The 17,290-nt window shown below is 69.6% G+C and carries 19 protein-coding genes and 2 pseudogenes; 5 read left to right on the top strand and 16 right to left on the bottom strand.

From position 1 onward, the window contains the following. Positions 1–66: 66 nt before the first annotated feature. Genes FU658_RS08950 through FU658_RS08940 form a run of 3 tightly spaced genes read right to left on the bottom strand, consistent with a single transcriptional unit; the run spans position 67 to position 2,287 of the window. Positions 67–888, bottom strand: a complete 822-nt coding sequence (locus FU658_RS08950; protein ID WP_147891765.1) for an ABC transporter substrate-binding protein — start codon at positions 886–888, stop codon at positions 67–69. Then, positions 885–1,577, bottom strand: a complete 693-nt coding sequence (locus tag FU658_RS08945; RefSeq protein ID WP_147891764.1) for an energy-coupling factor ABC transporter ATP-binding protein — start codon at positions 1,575–1,577, stop codon at positions 885–887. Before FU658_RS08945 ends, FU658_RS08950 begins: the two co-directional genes overlap by 4 nt. After that, the gene (locus FU658_RS08940) at positions 1,574–2,287 is read right to left on the bottom strand and encodes an ABC transporter permease (RefSeq protein WP_147891763.1); all 714 of its coding nucleotides are present in this window, start codon (positions 2,285–2,287) and stop codon (positions 1,574–1,576) included. The genes FU658_RS08945 and FU658_RS08940 overlap by 4 nt, the downstream gene beginning before the upstream one ends. A 101-nt stretch (positions 2,288–2,388) precedes the next feature. Between FU658_RS08940 and FU658_RS08935 the strand changes: the two genes are divergently transcribed. Further along, positions 2,389–3,270 carry a helix-turn-helix transcriptional regulator gene (locus FU658_RS08935; RefSeq protein WP_147891762.1) on the top strand — a complete coding sequence of 294 codons (882 nt, stop codon included), beginning with the start codon at positions 2,389–2,391 and terminating at the stop codon, positions 3,268–3,270. Positions 3,271–3,289: 19 nt separating this feature from the next. On the opposite strand, the gene FU658_RS08930 is transcribed toward FU658_RS08935, so the two are convergent. The 5 genes and pseudogenes from FU658_RS08930 to FU658_RS08910 form a co-directional block, all read right to left on the bottom strand. Beyond that, positions 3,290–3,748 carry a Csu type fimbrial protein gene (locus FU658_RS08930; protein WP_187266024.1) on the bottom strand — a complete coding sequence of 153 codons (459 nt, stop codon included), beginning with the start codon at positions 3,746–3,748 and terminating at the stop codon, positions 3,290–3,292. A gap of 4 nt (positions 3,749–3,752) precedes the next feature. Further along, positions 3,753–4,880, bottom strand: coding sequence for a fimbria/pilus outer membrane usher protein (locus FU658_RS15270; RefSeq protein WP_255505513.1), 1,128 nt, complete (start codon positions 4,878–4,880; stop codon positions 3,753–3,755). A 77-nt stretch (positions 4,881–4,957) separates the two neighbouring features. Beyond that, positions 4,958–5,914, bottom strand: a pseudogene (locus FU658_RS15265) (fimbria/pilus outer membrane usher protein); the annotation flags it as partial. 206 nt (positions 5,915–6,120) lie between these two features. Further along, positions 6,121–6,903, bottom strand: coding sequence for a fimbrial biogenesis chaperone (locus FU658_RS08915; protein WP_147891759.1), 783 nt, complete (start codon positions 6,901–6,903; stop codon positions 6,121–6,123). Between the two features lie 51 nt (positions 6,904–6,954). After that, positions 6,955–7,473, bottom strand: a complete 519-nt coding sequence (locus FU658_RS08910) for a Csu type fimbrial protein (protein WP_147891758.1) — start codon at positions 7,471–7,473, stop codon at positions 6,955–6,957. Between the two features lie 449 nt (positions 7,474–7,922). On the opposite strand from FU658_RS08910, the gene FU658_RS08905 reads away from it, so the two are divergent. Further along, complete coding sequence (locus FU658_RS08905; protein WP_147891757.1) at positions 7,923–8,303, top strand: hypothetical protein; 381 nt, start codon at positions 7,923–7,925, stop codon at positions 8,301–8,303. 46 nt (positions 8,304–8,349) lie between these two features. On the opposite strand, the gene FU658_RS08900 is transcribed toward FU658_RS08905, so the two are convergent. After that, positions 8,350–9,273: a sterol desaturase family protein gene (locus FU658_RS08900; protein ID WP_187266023.1), complete on the bottom strand. Its 924-nt coding sequence runs from the start codon at positions 9,271–9,273 to the stop codon at positions 8,350–8,352. Between the two features lie 418 nt (positions 9,274–9,691). Here FU658_RS08900 and FU658_RS14755 point away from each other — a divergent pair, with 418 nt between their 5' ends. Then, on the top strand, positions 9,692–10,192 hold the full coding sequence (locus FU658_RS14755; RefSeq protein ID WP_222708393.1) for a DUF1499 domain-containing protein: 501 nt from the start codon (positions 9,692–9,694) through the stop codon (positions 10,190–10,192). Here the strand turns inward: FU658_RS14755 and FU658_RS08890 are convergent. Together FU658_RS08890 and moaA are read right to left on the bottom strand one after the other, a co-directional pair. Continuing rightward, positions 10,186–11,058, bottom strand: coding sequence for a hypothetical protein (locus tag FU658_RS08890; RefSeq protein ID WP_147891755.1), 873 nt, complete (start codon positions 11,056–11,058; stop codon positions 10,186–10,188). The genes FU658_RS14755 and FU658_RS08890 overlap by 7 nt on opposite strands. Before the next feature lie 106 nt (positions 11,059–11,164). Beyond that, positions 11,165–12,226, bottom strand: a complete 1,062-nt coding sequence (moaA, locus tag FU658_RS08885; protein ID WP_147891754.1) for a GTP 3',8-cyclase MoaA — start codon at positions 12,224–12,226, stop codon at positions 11,165–11,167. Between the two features lie 150 nt (positions 12,227–12,376). Between moaA and FU658_RS15260 the strand changes: the two genes are divergently transcribed. Then, the gene (locus FU658_RS15260) at positions 12,377–12,946 is read left to right on the top strand and encodes a DUF885 domain-containing protein (RefSeq protein ID WP_255505503.1); all 570 of its coding nucleotides are present in this window, start codon (positions 12,377–12,379) and stop codon (positions 12,944–12,946) included. Beyond that, positions 12,841–14,138, top strand: a pseudogene (locus FU658_RS16050) (DUF885 domain-containing protein). The gene FU658_RS15260 and the pseudogene FU658_RS16050 overlap by 106 nt, the downstream one beginning before the upstream one ends. A gap of 6 nt (positions 14,139–14,144) precedes the next feature. On the opposite strand, the gene FU658_RS08875 reads toward FU658_RS16050, so the two are convergent. Genes FU658_RS08875 through FU658_RS08855 form a run of 5 tightly spaced genes read right to left on the bottom strand, consistent with a single transcriptional unit; the run spans position 14,145 to position 17,233 of the window. Further along, positions 14,145–15,191: an ATP-grasp domain-containing protein gene (locus FU658_RS08875; protein ID WP_147891753.1), complete on the bottom strand. Its 1,047-nt coding sequence runs from the start codon at positions 15,189–15,191 to the stop codon at positions 14,145–14,147. Continuing rightward, on the bottom strand, positions 15,188–15,877 hold the full coding sequence (locus FU658_RS08870) for a tyrosine/phenylalanine carboxypeptidase domain-containing protein (RefSeq protein WP_187266022.1): 690 nt from the start codon (positions 15,875–15,877) through the stop codon (positions 15,188–15,190). Before FU658_RS08870 ends, FU658_RS08875 begins: the two co-directional genes overlap by 4 nt. Continuing rightward, positions 15,823–16,386: a tyrosine/phenylalanine carboxypeptidase domain-containing protein gene (locus FU658_RS08865; RefSeq protein WP_147891751.1), complete on the bottom strand. Its 564-nt coding sequence runs from the start codon at positions 16,384–16,386 to the stop codon at positions 15,823–15,825. The genes FU658_RS08870 and FU658_RS08865 overlap by 55 nt, the downstream gene beginning before the upstream one ends. Beyond that, complete coding sequence (locus FU658_RS08860) at positions 16,383–16,847, bottom strand: N-formylglutamate amidohydrolase (RefSeq protein ID WP_222708392.1); 465 nt, start codon at positions 16,845–16,847, stop codon at positions 16,383–16,385. Before FU658_RS08860 ends, FU658_RS08865 begins: the two co-directional genes overlap by 4 nt. Then, positions 16,820–17,233, bottom strand: a complete 414-nt coding sequence (locus tag FU658_RS08855) for an N-formylglutamate amidohydrolase (protein WP_187266020.1) — start codon at positions 17,231–17,233, stop codon at positions 16,820–16,822. Before FU658_RS08855 ends, FU658_RS08860 begins: the two co-directional genes overlap by 28 nt. Between the last annotated feature and the right edge of the window lie 57 nt (positions 17,234–17,290).

The raw sequence follows: 17,290 nt of genomic DNA, 5'->3' as shown, positions 1-17,290 counted from the left end.
TGCGATGTGTCCTCGCTGCCTTGTCCGGGGCGATGATGGCATGAAGCGCGCGGGCACCGGCCCGGCTCAGTCGTGCGTGGCCACTGCGGCAGCCGGAAGGAAAACCCGCTCGTCGTCGATCCTGAACGCGGCGATCGCCCGTTGGCCGGCCTCCGACACGAGCCAATCGTGCCAGGTCCGTGCGAGTCGGTGCTTGAGGTGCGGGTGGCGCGCGGGATCGACCAGCAGCGAGCCATACGGGTTGAGCAGGGCGGGGTCGCCCTGCAGCAGCACGACGAGGCCGCGGCGGTTGCGGAAGCTGGCCCAGCTGGCGCGGTCGCTGAGCGTGTAGGCGCCCAGGTCGGCGCTGGTGTTTAGCGTGGGACCCATGCCGGCACCCAGTTCGCGGTACCACCTTGTACGGCCCACTTCGACGCCGGCCTCGCGCCAGTGCCGAAGTTCGGCGCGATGCGTGCCGCTGTCGTCGCCGCGCGAGGTGAAGATCGACTCGCTCCGGGCAATGCGCGCGAACGCTTCGACCACCGTGCCGGTAGCGGCCACGCCCGCCGGGTCGGTGGACGGTCCGACGATGACGAAGTCGTTGTACATGACGTCGCGCCGCTCCAGCCCGAAGCCTTCCTCGACGAACGCGTCCTCGCCGCGGCGGTCGTGCACCAGCAGCGCATCGGCGTCGCCACGCCGGGCGATGTCGAAGGCCTGGCCGGTGCCCACTGCGATCACCCGCACCTCGATGCCGGTTTGGGCCTTGAACTTCGGCAGCACCTGCGCGAAGAAACCGGACTGCTCTGTGGAGGTGGTCGAGGCGAGCGTGATCGTACGCTCCTGTGCCGACACGATGCCGGCCACCAGCACCAATGACAGCGTCACGCACTTCAAGAGCTGGGTCACCACAGCAGTTCTCCTTTCAGGAAGGCGCCGGCCTCGACGCTCCGGGGGGTGTCGAAGAAAGTGGATGCTGGCGTGTGCTCGCACAGCCGCCCGCGATGCAGGAACACCACCTCGTCGGCCAGTCGTCGCGCTTGCCCCAGGTCGTGGGTGCTCATGACGATTGCCGTACCGGCGGCGTGGAAGCGCTCAATCGCGTCTTCGACCTCGCGCGTGGCGCGCGGATCGAGTGCCGCGGTTGGCTCGTCGAGGAACACCAGCGCGGGTTCCAGCGCCCAGGCCCGGGCCAGGGCCAGACGCTGGCGTTCGCCACCCGACAGCACCCGCGCCGGCCGTGCGGCTAGGTCCGTCAGCCCGAAGGTGGCCAGCGCCGCCATCGCCAGCCCGCGACGATGCGTCCGGGGCACGCCACGGCAGGCCAGAGCGAATTCGATGTCGGCGACTGCCTGGCGACGCATCGGCATAGCGTTCTGGAACACCATCGCCTGGCGTTGCTGGCCGGCGCTTCGTACCTGTCCCTGCGTGGGACGCAGGAGCCCGTGGGCGATGCGCAGCATCAGGCTCTTGCCGGCGCCGTTGGGCCCCAGCACGACCAGCCGCGTCCCCGCCTCCATCTTCAGGTCGAGGGGCCCCAGCAACCGCTGGCCCTCGGCCGCGAACCCGACACCATCCAGCAGTAGCGGGGCACTCATGCACGTTCTCCCAGCGCTCGGCGGCTACGCTCGCCCAGCCAGGTTGCGGCCAGGTTCACCAGCAACACCAGCAGCAACAGAACGATGCCCAGGCCCAGCGCCAGGGGCAGGTCGCCACGGCTGGTCTCCAGCGCGATCGCCGTGGTCATCGTGCGCGTGTGGCCGGCGATGTTGCCGCCGACGATCATCACCGCCCCGACCTCGGCCATGGCCCGTCCGAAACCGGCCAGCAGCACCGTCACCAGGCCCAGGCGCGCGTCGACGATCAGCGCCCACAGGCTGCGCCACGGGCCCGCACCCAGCGAGGTCAGCAGCTCGGCGTACTCCTGCCACAGCCCAGCGATCACCTGACGCGACAGGGCCACGACGATCGGCAGCACCAGCAGCGTCTGCACGACCACCATTGCGGTCGGCGTGAACAGCAGCCCGTACTGGCCCAGCGGCCCGGAGCGCGACAGCAGCAGGTACACCACCAGGCCGGCCACCACCGGAGGCAGGCCCATCAGCGCATTGCAGCCGCTGACGATCACTCCGCGACCGGGGAAGGGGTAGCGCGCCAGCACCGCGCCCAGCGGCAAACCGATCACCGCGGCCACGACGACCGCAGTGCCGGCCACACGAAGGGACATCGACACGATCTGCCACAGCACCGGGTCGAGTCCGAACAGCAGCGCCAGCGCGACGGAAAAGGCCTCGGAGAAATCGTTCATCGGCAACCCGTGGGCAAGGAAGCCAGTATCGGTGGCCCGGCCCGCTTCGCCCCTGGTCGTTTGGTATTGCGAAAATTGCATGGATATGCAGGAATTCGCGCATGGAGCCGGAGTACTTCACTACCGCCGAGATTGCGGAACGCCTGCGCCTGAAGGAGCGCAGCGTCTACGAGCTGGTGCGCACGCGGCGGATCCCGTGCTCACGGGTGGCCGGCAAGTGGCTGTTCCCGCGCCGGCTGGTGGACGCTTGGGTGCTGGCTGGCATCGAGGGCGAGTTCCAGGCGCCGTCGGCGGTGCCGGCGGTGCTGGCCGGCAGCCACGATCCGTTGTTGTCGTGGGCTGTCACGGCCTCGGGCTGTGGTCTGTCCGTCGATGCCGGCGGCAGCTTCGACGGCCTGCGCCGGCTGGCCGACGGCCGCGCGATGCTGGCCGCGCTGCACCTGCCCGATCCCGACGGAAGCCGCCACAACCGCGAGGCGGTGCGCGGACTGCCCGGGCCGCCCGACCTGCTGTTGCTGCGCTTCGTGCAGCGCCGCCAGGGGTTGGTCACCGCCCCCGGGAACCCGGAACGCCTCGGCGGCATCACCGACCTCGCCCGTCCCGGCCTGCGCGTGGTGCTGCGCCAGGCCGATGCCGGATCGCGTGCACTGCTGGAGCACCTGCTGGCCGAGGCCGACATGGACACGCGTGCGCTCAAGGCCCTGCCCGAACCCGCGCGCAGCGAAGAAGACCTCGCGCTGGCCGTGTTGCAAGGTGCCGCCGACGCCGGATTGGGCATTGAGGCGGTGGCGCGGCGTTTCGGGCTGGGCTTCGTGCCCCTGCACGAGGAACGCCTGGACCTGGCGCTGTCGCGGCGTGATGCGTTCGAGGCCCCGTTGCGCACGCTGCTCGACTTTTTCCGCCACGAGGATTTTGCGGCCCAGGCCCGTCACCTCGGCGGCTACCGGCTCGATGGCCTCGGCGAGGTGGTCTACAACCGGTAGGGCGAATCCGGCAGGCGCGTCAGAAGATCAGCGTGACGACGATCGTGTCGGAATAGGTGCCTGCGGCGGCGTTTTGTCCGGCCGGCAGGCGCGCGTAAATGGGGCGGAAGTCCGGTCCCTGCCCCGGTGGTCCGCGCTGGAACTCCACCGCCTGGCTGCCGCCGCTGCCATTGCCCCAGACCATGGTGTGGGTGGGATCGATGAACAGGTTGTACAGCAGCACGTCGCCGCCGTTGCGCAGCGTGCGCGAGGCATAGGTGCCGGAACTGCCCGTGTCGAGTTCGACGCGCAGCCACGGCCGACCGCCGCCGGAGCCACAGTCCACGGAGACACTGCCCATGGCGATCGCGGGGGCGGCCTGCAGCGGATCGTAGACACCGAACGCGATCGGTTGCGAGGAGACGGTGCATTGGGCCCAAGCCGACCCGCTGGCGCCGAGCAGGCCGGCGGCACAGGCCACGCTGGCCAGCGAGCGCATCCACCTAGTTTCCATCGGAATCCCCCGGACAATGGACCTCGCCCGCATGGGCGATGCCGGCGCGTGCCGGGCCCTGCAAGGCGAGACGGCAACGGTACTCGCGCCCGTCGTGCAGTACGACGCCATCATAGGCGCCCGGGGCGAGGTGGTCGAACCAGAAGTCGCCGTGGCTGCCCAGCGACGAGCGGGCCAGCTCGGCGCCGGAATCGTCGAGCACCACCAGCGTGCCGAGGCCCGCCGGCTCCCGGCCGTGCCCCAGCAGCACGCGTCCGCGAAGCGATTGCAGGGCGGTCACGTCGAACGTGGCGATGGCACCGGTGCCCGGCGCGACGACCACCCGCTTGAGCGCCGTGTCGTAGCGGTAGCCGATCGGCAGGCGGGTCGCGTCGAAGCCTACGCGGACCGGATACCAGGGCAACAGGCCGCGCACCAGCGCGTCGCCCCGCGCATCGGTGCGCACGACCTCCAGACCCTCGCGCTCCACGGGGACGCCCTCGACGCCGGGCAGGCGCACCAGGGCGAAGCCGGCATCCAGCGGCGGCGCGACGAAGACGCGGCCGCCGATGCCCACCACCGAGCCACTCGCCTGTGCGCGCACGCGCTCGAACCCACCCACGCGCTGGGCCTGCAGGGCATAGCGGGCATGCCGGCCCTGGTATTCGAGCTGGCCGAAACCCCGCGTGCCCTCCTCGCCGTGGCCCAGGTCGACGTCGTACCCCCAGCCGGTGGCCGGCGGGCGCGAGCGCGCACGCCCGTGCGCAGGTCGACCGAATCGCCGTTGTCGCTCCAGCCCAGGCCGGCCGAGGCACTGTGCGGAGCCCAGCCCGACTCGCGCGGGGTGTCGAGGGCGACGATCACGCTCAGGAAGCCCACGGTGTCGTGGCCGCCGGGCCCGAGGCGACGCTCGATGTTCGCCAGCAGGCGGGCCCGGGCCGGCAACTGCAATCCCAGGCCGATTCCGGCGTTGCGCTCGCGATGCTGCTCCAGGCGCCGCGTCCCCATGTTGGCGCGAAGCGACCAGCGGCCCTCCGGCGACCAGGAGCCGGTGACGAAGCTGTCCTCGAGTACGCGTGCCACCCCGTCGAAACCCGGGGCGCCCACGGTGCGGTAGGTCGGGTCGAAGCGCCGCCAACCGCTCGACAGGCTCCAGGTGCGGGTGCTCCAGACGTGGCGCAGAGCGAAGGCCTGCCCAGTGCCGGCCTCGTCGTGGCGGCTCGAGGCAAGGGTCAGGCCGAACTCCCCCAGACCCGTGCGCAGGCCGGCATCCAGGCCTGCGTTGGCCACCAGTGCGTCGGCCTCGACGCGTCCGCCGAGGGTGAAATGGTCGCTGAGCCCGCGCCGGTAATAGGCCTGCATCAGTGGGTCGGAGCCGTAGCTGCCGCCGAGGCTCGCGTCGCGCGGCAGGCCCGCCCTGATCGCGTAGTCGCTCAGACCCTCGCGCAACAGCGTGGAGCTGCCGTAATAGGTCATTCCGCCGATCTCGCGCCGCCCGCCGAACGGATCGCGCAGCACCACCTGCACGTCGCTGCGTCCTGGCGGTACGCCCAGCCCCTCGAACGTGAACGGGCCGGGCTGGATCTCCCGGCGCGCCAGCAACTGGCCATTGGCATAGATCTCGACGATGCCGGGCGCGTCGACGACGCCGGCCACGAACGGTTGCGGGAACGTGTTCAGGAACGGGTCCTGCTCGAACGCACGCTGCACGCCCACGCCGCCGACAAGGGCCCCGCCGCCGAGTGCATCGCTGCTGCCCGCGAACTGGTCGCCGATGATCCAGCGGCGCAGCGCCGTGGGCTGGTCCAGCTCCAGCCGGGTCAGGCCGCGGTTGAACCCGGTCGAGGAGTTCCACAGCGCGGTAGTGCGCAGTGCCACGGGTCCGCGGCCCAGGCTGGCGTCGGCGAACAGGTCGCTGCGGCCGCCGTCCTCGATCCCAAGGCTGTAGTTGAGGTAGGCCGCCCAGGGGTGGGTGATGTCCGGGGAGGCTTCCGGGCGCGCAGCGGAGAGCGCCTGGCCAGGCCGTGCTTCGGGTGGGATGTCCAGATCCACCCGCAGCGCCGACAGGTCGAGCCGCACGTGGACGCCCGGCAGGCTCGCCGGGTCCAGATACGTGCGTCCGTCGACGAGCCGCTCGCGCAGGGCAGGCTGATCCAGACCGGCGCGTTCCATCGCGCCGCGTTCGATCCAGATTCCGTCGTCGAGGCGAAGTACCGCGGCCACGCCGTGGCACCGGTCGTCAATGCACAGGTCCAGCAGCATCAGCTCCGGTGGCTGGGCCAGCACCGGGGACAGTCCGGCCAGCGCCAGGCCAAGCGCCAGCGCCGCGCCACGCAGGCGGGTTCGGGTCGAGGCCGGGCTGCGGGTGCTACGTGTTGTCAGTCCGCGCATGTCCGCGCGGTGGCGTCGATGTCGGCCAGCAGGGGTTCGGAAAGACCTTCGGCGGTGAACTCGATCCGGGCTGCGGCGCGGCAGGCGTGACCCAGCCCCGGGCGTTCGAGCTCGATCGTCGCCCCCGCCAGCACATAGCCCAGGGTCATGTCCGTCCGGGCGATCTCCTGCTGCTGCGCGTCGAACACGCGCAGCGTGCCCGGCATCGGCGAGACGTGCCGTGAGCCCTCGTTTCGGGCCTGCAGCCACAGGCGGCCCTGTTGCCAGCGCGCCTGCACCAGGTGCAGCCCGGGGTGGCCGGGCGTGTATTGGGTGAACACCGGCAGGCTCACGCGGGTCAGCATCTGCACCGCACCGGCGCGCGGCGCCGCGGCGTCGGGCAACTGGTTGACCTCGATGCGGTAGGCACGCTCGTTCTGCGGCATCTCGTCGAGGAAACCCACCCGCAGGTTGCCGCGCTGGCCCGGTTCGATGTGCAGCATCCGCGGATGCACGACCAGCTCGTCGCTGTCCTCCAGGATCCACTGGCCGGTCTCGTCCTGGCGCCAGGAGCGTACCGACACCTCGAAACTCAGCGTGCCCTCGCTCTGGTTGCCGAACACCAGGGTCTGCGTCGGACGCCCCGCGTCGAGGTCGACACGGGTCGGGCTGACGGTGAATTCAGCGGCCTCCACGCTCGGTGCACCGGCCAGCAGCAGCGCCAGGCTGCCGATCAGGCCGGCGTTGAGCAAGGTGGCGGGCCGGGCCTGCGTGGATGCACGGCGCGTCATCGGTCATCTCCCGCGAGCCGGGGCGGCACGGGGCCGCCCCGGGAATCGGCTTCAGAACGTCACGTCGACCGTCACGCGGTCGGTGTAGCTGCCGGCGGCAACGTCCTGTCCACCCGGAATGCGGCCGAAGGTGGTCAACACGGTCGGCGTGCTCGGCGAAGCAGCGGTGAATTCCTGCTGGTTGGCAGCGTCGCAGCCCCACGGCGTGTTGCGGGTCGCGTCCTGGTAAAGGCCGTAGCCCAGCCGCTCGGTCCCGGCGGCCATCTGGCGCAGCGGCGTGGCGCAGCTCGAACCGTCGGCCTGGTTGTTGCCCTGGCCGAGCGACACCGTTACCGCCGTGCCGCGCACGCACCGCACGGTGACGCTGCCTTCCGCATCTCGGTGGGCAGTGAGGTTGGCGTCAGCCGGGTCGTATTGGCCGAAATCGATGTTCTGGGTGTCGGTGATGACGCAGCTGCCGAGCACCGTGGCGGTGACGTCGAAGTTCGAGGACTGCGGCGAACCGGCGGCGAAGGCCTGCGCGACGAGCAGGGACGAGGCCAGCACGGCGAGGCGGGGAAGTGCGTTCATTGCGTGGATTCTCCTGAAAAATCGAATGGGACCGACGGCTGGCGTGCGGTCCACGTGGACTGCGCGGGAGCAAAAGGCGGTTGCCCGCCGTCGCGGATTGCCACTTTGGCGAGCGCCGCCAAACTGTCAAGCCGTTCTCGTTTTGCTGTGGGAATTCGTCGCAGTCGTGGCCGTTTCTGTGACACGCCGCACATTTCCGGTGGTGTCGCATTTGGTCCCTTGCTGCCATGCCCACTGACAACGCGCGGCACCTGGCGCGCCGCTGGAACCCGGGCGTTGAACGCGTGGTGCGTCACGAAAGCCATCTGCGACCGGTCACAGTTCCTGTCATGGGTCGACAGGGAAGAGAAAAAGCATGAGGTGCGTCAGGGATTTACGTGACTGCCAGGCGCCCAATGACGCTGCAGCACCCCCTTCCCCGCTGCCGGATGCCCCCCATGTGCCGGTCCATGCTCGTTTCCACCTTCAGCCTCGCCGTCGTGCTGATGAGCGTCGCGCCGGCCCATGGCGCTTCGGCCAGCCTCGGAGTCGGCGTCCAGGTCCTTCCAGCCCGTGAGGCTCCGGAGCTGCTGGTCGAAGTGCCGCTGCCGTCCTCGGCCACCGCATCCCGGGATGGCCCGGCCGACCGCACGGTGGCCGTCCTGCACGGCGGGCTGGATGCGGCCCTGGCGCATTTCCACGCGACCCTGCCGGCCCTCGGCTACCGCCTGGATGCCCTCCAGGACGACGGTGACCGGGTGCGACAGGTGTGGAGCCGTGGGGAGGAGCAGGTCCGGGTGGACCTCGACGTCGCCATCCCGGGTCCCATGGCCTCGTCAGGCTGCAAATGAGCGGGTATGGCGGCGCGGCCGACACCGCCGAACCCCGGCCCGTCGTTCAGCTGGCCGGGTTGCGCTGACGCCGACGCGACGCCGCGGTGTCGGCGTCGTCGGGTTCGCGCCAGGGCAGGCGCAGCAACTCCCACAGCCCGGGCTGGCGCGGCCCGATGCCGGTCTGCTCGACATCGCCATCGCTGTAGGTGCCGAACAGGCGATCCCACACGATCGCGTTGCAGGCGAAGTTGGTGTTGCTGTGTGCGTACACCTGCGAGTGGTGGCGACGGTGCTGGTTGCTGGAGGTGAAGAACCAGTTGAGCACCGGCGTGTCCATGCGCAGGTTGGCATGCGCGAGCGTGCCATTGACCACCAGCAGAACCACGGCGCCGGCGACCGCCTCGCCCGGCGCACCGAACAGTCCGGCCAGCAGCACCGTCGGCAGCGCCAGGAACAGCGTCTCCAGCGGATGGGCCGCGCCGACGTTCAACGCATGCAGGTTGTGGAAGGCATGGTGCACGCCATGCCCGCTCAGGCGCCAGAACCAGCCGAAGCGGTGGATCGCGCGATGGATCCAGTAGTAGATGAAGTCCGCGGCGAAATACAGCGCGAGCACCTGCACCAGCACGGGCCAGCTGGCCGGCCACAGCGTCACCCCAAGCCCTTCGCGCAGGCCCGCCAGCGCTGGGGTGACCAGCAGTCCGTAGCTCGCCAGCACCACGCCGGTCACCAGCAGGATCGCCAGGTACCACCCCACCAGCGCCAGGCGCTGGCGCGCCGACAGCCGCCAGGAAGGCTTGGCAGGCACCACCCGTTCCAGCCATTCCATCAGCGCCAGGATGATCGCCGAGGCCACCAGCGCCGCGACTTCGCTCCGGCCCATGGCCCACCACAGCGCCAGGGCGCCGAGCAGGAACAGCGGGTGGCCGGCGCGTTCGATGAAGCGCTTCAGCCAGGGATGGCGGTCGTGCTCGGGGTAGGCTTGCAAGGGCGGCCTCCTGCGTGTGCCCATCGACACCGGGAGTTTGCCGAGGGGGGCGACTGAGCGACACTGCCATCGGTCATGGCGCAGGCGCAGGCCCGCTTCACTCCGAACACACCCGGCGGCCGCTTCAATGCGCCCACCCTCAGGAGAACCCCATGCGACGCAAAGCCAGGATCCTCCCGTTTCTCGCATTGTCACTGGCCGTCGTGGCCCTGGTGCTGTTGCTGGTCTCCGGCCCCGGCGCCCGGCTGGACCTCTGGGGCTTCCGCACCGGCTTCTCGTTGATGCGCTGGGCGGCGTTCATCGGTCTGGCGGGCGCAACGCTCGGGCTGTTGTCGTTGCTGGTGCCCGTGCTGCGCCGCGCGGGCACCTGGCCAGCCGTGGTCGCCCTGGTGCTGGGCCTGTCCGTGGCCTACGTGCCTTGGGCGGGGCTGCAGAAGGCGCGTTCCGTGCCGCCGATCCACGACATCACCACCGACACCACCGAACCGCCGGCGTCGTTGCCCTGCTGCCGGCCCGCCTGGAAGCGCCGAACGGTGCCGAGTACGCCGGCGAGGACATCGCCCGGCAGCAGCGCGAGGCCTATCCCGACGTGCAGCCGATGCGTCTCGACGCGCCGCCGCCGCACGCCTTCGAGCGCGCGCTGGCCGCCGCCAGATCGATGGGCTGGGATATCGCCGATGCCAACGCGGCAGACGGCCGCATCGAGGCCACGGACACCACGTTCTGGTACGGCTTCAAGGACGACGTGGTGGTTCGCGTCAGGGCCGACGGAGCCGGCAGCCGCATCGACGTGCGTTCGATGTCACGTCTGGGCGGCAGCGATGTCGCGCGAACGCCGAACGCATCCGCCGCTACCTCGCGCGCATCGAGCGCGACTAGGCGCGCCCCATGCGCCGGACCTGTGGGTCCGGCTCAGTAGGAGCCGGTGTCGATCACCATCAGGCCGTCGCGCGTGGCCAGAACGGCGAGCGCGCCGTCCCGGTGCAGAAGGCGGCCGCGGAAACTGCGCGACGTACCGGCGAACTCGAACTCGGCGCGCTCGTTCCTGGCAACACGCGGCACCTCGAGTTCGCGGTCGAGGGCCAGGGCCATGACCGCATCGATGCCGCGCTCGACCGTGGCGAAGAACGCCTGCTGTCCGTCCGCGGCCCAAGCGGCCAACGGATCATCGCCCGGCATCGGCGGGCTCACGTACTGCACCTGCACGGAGTGGACGCGGCTGAAGCGCTGGCCCCGGCGCTCAGACAGCTCGACGTTGGCGCCTACCAGGACATGCCGGTCATCCCAGCTCATCTCCACCGGCGGTCGCGCGTGCCGCTGCATCACCAGGAGCGCCTGGGTCACGTCCTCGTTCGGGGATACCCGGCTCAGGAAGCCCCGCTCGAGCCGGCGTGCCGTGATCGTCTGTGACACGGTGGAACCCTGTGCCTCCAGGGCATTCGAAATGCGGGCAAGCAGGAGCTCCTGCAGTCGGTTGTCCTCCTGGGCCGGCTCGGCCAGATCGGCGACCGAGGCGTCACGGGCCTGCTGCATCACGCGATCGCTTATGCCACCACCAAGGAATCCACCAATGACGCCGGCCGCAAGCGCGCCGCCACGCGTGCCCGCGCTGGGCTTCCATTGGCCGGACTCGCCGCCGCGAAGCTCGGGGCCGCGGCCGCCGTGGATCCGGGCGCCTGCCACGGTATCGATGGAGTTGTCCGCCATCAGCAGGGTGTCGCCGGCCCAGAGCGAGCCCGGCAAGGTGGTGGCCACGGCCAGCACCAGGGCGTGCAGGATGCGCATGTGTGTTCCCCTTTGGAATTCCGGGTCAGCCGGAATGCGCGGCACTCTACAACATCCTGGGGCCTGCGGCGTTCGCTCGTGGGGCTCTGATCACGCGAGCGGTCGCTCAGCCGCCGATCTGGTACATCTCGATGCGCTTGCGGGCGCGCCGGCCGTCGACCTCGGCGCGGACCTCGCTGTAGCGGTCGCTTCGCCCACGCCAGATGCGGGTCACCAGCTCCAGCAGTTCGTCTTCGCCGGCACCATCGCGCAGCGGGCCGCGAAGATCGGTGCCCTGTGAGGCGAACAAACAGGTGAACAGCTGGCCGTCGGTCGACAGGCGCGCGCGCGTGCAGTCCCCGCAGAAGGGCTGGCTCACCGAGGAGATGAAGCCGACTTCGCCGGCGCCGTCGGTGAAGGCGTAGCGCTCGGCGGTTTCGCCACGGTAGCTTTCGTCCAGCGCCCGCAGGGGCCAGTGGCGGGCGATGCGCTCGCGCAGCTCGGCCGAGGACACCACCTGTTCCCGGTTCCACGCGTTGCGCGTTCCCACGTCCATGAACTCGATGAAGCGCACGATCGTGCCGGTGCCGCGGAAGCGTTCCAGCAGGGCGACCACGCCGTCGTCGTTGATCCCGCGTTGCACGACCACGTTGAGCTTGATCGGCGCCAGGCCGGCGGCTCGCGCGGCCTCGATGCCGGCCAGTACCCGGTCGAGGTCACCGCGACCGCCACTCATCGCGCGGAACACATCGGGATCGACGCTGTCGAGGCTGACCGTGACGCGACCCAGGCCGGCCCGGGCCAGGTCCTCGGCCTGCGGCGCCAGCAGCATCGCATTGGTGGTCAGCGCGATGTCCTCGATGCCGTCGATCGCCGAGAGCCGCGAGACCAGTTCATGCAGCCGCTTGCGCAGCAGCGGCTCGCCTCCGGTCAGGCGCAGCTTGTTCACGCCCAGGCGGGCGAACACCCGCGCCAGCCGCTCGATTTCATCGTAGGACAGCCGCTCCTCGCAGCGCAGGAAGCTGTAGTCGGCGTACTCCGACTCCGGCATGCAGTACGGGCAACGGAAATTGCAGGTGTCGATCACCGAGATGCGCAGGTCGCGCAGCGGCCGGTTGAGCGTGTCGGCGAGGATCACCTGAGCAGTCACGTGGACGTGGTCACCTGGGTCTGGACGGAGACGGCCCATCCCTGGGCAGTGTTCCACTGTAGAAGATCGAAGGGGACGCCACAATTCACATTTGGTCGTGTCGACGGCGTGAGCGGCACGGCGCCTGCCCTTGTCCCGGCCCGCCCCCGGGGTTAGCTTCAGGGTCCAACCGGATTCTGGGGAGCGCACATGGGCGTCATGATCTCGCGGGTCTTGTGGGTCGTGCTGGCCGCGGCCTGGTTCGCGCCGGGTGCGCTTGCCGCCGCCGAATGGGTCGAGCGCAGCGACGAGCATGCCCGCGCGTTGATCGAGGTGCAGGCGCGCTTCTCGCCGGAAATGGCCACCAGCCTCGGCATGGCACGTTTCGATCGCGAAGTGGCCGACCTCGGTCCGGAGCTCGACGAGCGCCGGCGTGACGCGCTCAACGAGGCCATGCGCCAACTGCAGGCGGAACTGCTCAACGAGCGCGACCCCAACGTGCGCCAGGACCTGATGCTGATGATCGACGCCACGCGGCGCCAGATCGAAGGCATCGACATCCATGGCCGCCACCTGCTGCCCTTTGTCGATGCGCCGGCGTTGGTTTTTCGCGGCGTGCAGGCGCTGTTGCAGGGCGGCTGTCGGAAGCGCGCCGCGCTGCTGCGCCGGAACGGCTGGAGCGCTACCTCGGGCTGCACGACGAGGCCGACGAAGAGAGCGAGTCGATTTTCGCCCAGGCGCGCGCGCGCTTCGAGGCGCGCATGGACGAGTCGAACCTGATCGGACCGCCACGCAGCGAGGTCGAGCAGGGCATCGCCAACGCACCGACCTTCGTGGCCGGCCTGCGGCAGCTGTTCGAAGCCGAAGGCGTCGATGCCTCCGATGCGCTCGACGAACTCGACCGTCAGGTCGCCGAGCACCTGGACTGGGTGCGCGCGACGGTGTTGCCGCGCACGCGCGAGGACGGGCGCCTGCCCGAGGAGCTCTACGCCTACAACCTTCGCCAGTTCGGCATCGACATCGCCCCGGAGCAGCTCATGGCTGCCGCGCGAACGTCGTTCTTCGAAATCCGCGAGCAGATGCAGCGCCTCGCACCGCAGGTGGCCGAGGCCGAGGGACTCGACGCCAGCGACTATCGCGACGTGATTCGTGCACTCAAGCGCGAACAGCTGGCCGAGGACGAGATCGAGGACTACTACCGTGGCGTCATCGAGGAGATCGACGTCATCATGCGCGCGAAGGCATCGTCGACATCCCGCAACGCCCGGTGGTCATGCGCCTGGGTACGGCAGCGGAAAGCGCCGCCAGCCCGGCCCCGCACTTCCGCCCGGCCCCGTTGATCGGCAACACCGGCGAGCAGGGACAGTTCGTGCTCCCGCTCGGCAATCCGTCGGCCGACGCCGGCCCTGGAGACAGCTACGACGACTTCACCTTCCGTGCGGCGGCCTGGACCCTGTCGGCACACGAGGCGCGGCCCGGCCACGAACTTCAGTTCACCTCGATGATCGAGCGCGGCGTCAGCCTGGCGCGCAGCCTGTTCGCGCGCAACAGCGTCAATGTCGAGGGCTGGGCCCTGTACGCCGAAGCCGAGATGGTGCCGTACGAGCCGCCGGCGGGACAGTTGATCGCTCTGCAGTTCCGGCTGATGCGGGCCGCACGCGCGATCCTCGATCCGATGCTCAACCTGGGGCTGATCGAGCGCGACGCCGCCGAGCGGATCCTGCTCGAGGAGGTCGTGCTGTCCCCGGCCATGGCGCGGCAGGAACTCGACCGCTACCAGTTCCGGGCTCCCGGCCAGGCCGGCAGCTACTTCTATGGCTACCAGCGCATCCTCGAGCTGCGCACCGAGGCCGAGTTCGCGCTGGGCGACGACTTCGACCGGCGCGCCTACAACAACTTCCTGCTCGACCAGGGCATGCTGCCACCGGAGCTGCTGGCCGAGGCGGTGCGCACGCAGTTCATCGCGCGCTGAGCGCGACTACAGGCACGCCAGTTCGACGTTGGAGAGCGTGCCCTTGTAGTGGTCGCGCATCTGCACCTTGCGCACCAGGTCGGCGATGATGGCGCCGCTGAAGTCGATGCCGGTCAGGTCCTCGGCCATGTTGATGCCGCCCGGGGTGTCGACGTTGATCTCGATCATCTTGTCGCCGACGATGTCCAGCCCGGCCAGGTACATGCCGTCGCGGATCAGCTTGGGCGCCACCATCTCGGCCAGCCACAGCGCGCGCTCGTCGGGCTCGGCCACCTCGACGCTGCCACCGGCGCTGATGTTGCTGCGGGCATCGCCGCCGTTGCCGCGGCGGCGGAAGCATGCATAGCGTCCATCGACCTGCAGCGGCCGGCCGTTGAGCGTGATCATGCGCACGTCGCCCTCGCGGGCCTCGGGCAGGTATTCCTGCGCGATCGCATAGCCGTCGCGCGTCACCGCCTCGATGATCTGGTTGATGTTGGCTGCATCGCCCGGTGAAACGACGAACACGTTGCGCCCGCCCGAGCCCTGCAGCGGCTTGATCACGCAGCTGCCGTCATGCGCATCGACGAAATCGCGGATCGCCTTGGGGTCGTAGGAAATACAGGTGACTGGCCGGACCTCGGCCGGAAAGCCCTGGAAGTAGGTCTTGTTCGACGCATCCGCGAGATGGATGGGATCGTTGAGCACGATGACCCGCCGCTGCGCGGCCAGCTGCGCGAACAGCAGGGCGCTGGTCGGCGCCCATGGCCGCTTGCCGATCTCGTCGGCCGGGTCGCTGCGCAGCAGCAGCACGTCGAGCTCGGCGACCGCGATGCTCTCGCGCTCCACGCCGGGACGGGCGAGGTCGGCCAGCAACTCCGCGTCGTCGGCGTACTCGTCGCGGCTGGGTCGGTGCGCCAGGCCGCACATCGACTCGTCGGAGGTGTAGATGAAACCGTCCAGGCCGATCATCGCCACCTCGTGGCCATCCCGAATCGCCCTGCGGGCGAGGCGCAGGGTGGTGTAGTTGTCCTTCTCCGTGGAGATGTCGTTGATGACGAACCCGAGCTTCATGCGTGTGGCTCCCGGTGGAACAGCTGGTCGAGTGGCATCTGCCTGCAGCGTTCCAGCCGCTTGATCGCGGCAGGATTCTCCAGGTAGCGCGGCATGACGTCCGGTGGGTGCACCCAGCCTTGCCCGGCCAGTTCCCGCAATGTGTCCATCTGGGACAACGCGAACTTGCCGATGAACAGGTCCTCGAACGGCTCGCCCTCGGAGAGGTAGTCGAGGATGTCCGACAGTCCGGCGAGGTACACGGCATCCTTGGTCAGTCCCCCGCCACGGAACGCGCGCACCGTCACGTCGAACGCGTCGTGGGTGTCGAGCTGGTACTCGTCGTCCAGGCAGGCGAAGACATCGGCGAACGTCGTACCGTGCAGCATCATGTCGGCGGCGATCACGCGTCCGGCGATCACGCGCATGCGCTCGGCCGGCAGGTAGCCGGCCAGGTATTCGGCCAGCACGCCCAGCCCTTCCTGCAGGGCGTCGTAGTGGGCCAGTCCGCTGGCCAGCTGGGTCAGGGGCTGCTGCGAGCCGTTGTGGTGGGTGACGACGTGGGTACCGATCTCGTGCTGGATCAGGGGATCCACCCGGCTGCGCGCAACGCGGATGTCCTCGGCGATGTACAGGCGGCCACGCGAAACCATCAGCAGCGAGTTGAGGTCGTCGGCGACGACCACGTCCGATGTGAAGCCCTCCACCGCTCGCGGTACCAGTCAAGTTCCTCCTCGGCGGCCGCGACGACCTCGTCGAGACCGGCATCGCGGGGAAGCGCGCCTCCGGGAGCAGCGGCGGCCATGACCTCGCGCGCGGCACGCCTGAGGCGGGCGGGCACATCACCGAACAGGTCGATGCTGGCCTGGTGGAAGCCCGGCTTGTCGCGCAGGCGGACCAGCTCCATCTGCCGATCGAGCTCGCGCTGCTTTTCACCGAGCAGGCTTTCGAACAACGGCTCCTCGATGTCCGCGATGGGCAGGGCCAGCAATTCCTCGCGAAGCCCGGGCAGGCTGCGCGTCCGCTTCTCCCCGTACCGCATGGGTGGCAGCGTACGGAAGCCGCTGTCGCGAAATTCCTGCCACATCGCATCGTTGTGGATCGGCGAGAGCGACCACAGCCAGTCGATCCGATCCTCCAGGCGCGCGAGCTCGGCGTCGATGTGACGGGCGACCGGGGGAAGGACCCGGGACACGGCCGATTCGCGAGGACTCACTTGAGGTGCTCCCGGATGCCGTCAAGCGCATGCAGCAGCCCCGCGCGCAGCGCCTCGAGCGCGACGATGTCCGCGGTGGCGCTCCATTCGTCCATGAACATCTTCTTGTACTCCAGAGTGATCGCACACACCTGCGAACCGAAACGCGCGTGCAGCCATTTCGGGAAGTGCCCGCCATCGGGATAGCGCACGTTGGCACGTACATCGGGCGCGTTGCCGCGCACCGGAACCTCGCGCAGCCGGTGCATCAGCGCCTGGGCCAGCGGGCGGAACCTGACCCGGTCGAGTTCGGTGAGTCCCACGTCGATGTCGGGATTGCCGGAGGGATCCGCCGGCGCCTGTCCGGCCCCGTCACGACGGTGGTTGTAGCTGTGGATGTCGATGACCACGGCGATGCCGAAGGTTTCGATCTGGCGGGCGACCACCTGCTCGATCATCCGGTAGAAGCGGTCATGAACCACCAGCGAGGCTTCGATTTCCTGCTCGGGCGGAACTCGCGCCAGATCCGCAGTCCCCACGTGTCCTCGGGCCCGCGGGGGAATGCGCGCTCGCGTGGACGGTTGAGATCGACCTCGAAGCGCGAGGTCCGCACGTGCAACTGCGAGTCACCGGTGGCCGCCAGCAGGCCGGTGAGTGGATCCTCCTCGCGCAGGCGCTCCTCGGCGGGCACGGCGAGGTGTCGGCGCAGCCCGGGGCGCATCGCGTGCCCGTCATGGATGGCGGCGGTCAGCACCGGTCCGTCGCCCAGCAGCAGCTGCCAGTGGGCGGTGTCCAGCTCGGCTTTGCCAGGCCACTCCATCTGCAGGGCGGGTGGCCTTTGCTGCCATGTCCTTGGCGCAGTGTCCATACGGGACCTCTCCATGTGTGCAGCCCCCTGCAGTTCCGATTCTAGGAACCGCTGCGG

This window comes from Alkalisalibacterium limincola (genome assembly GCF_008017755.1).
GTDB lineage: Bacteria > Pseudomonadota > Gammaproteobacteria > Xanthomonadales > Xanthomonadaceae > Alkalisalibacterium > Alkalisalibacterium limincola.
This window is presented reverse-complemented; position numbering and strand designations above follow the sequence as displayed.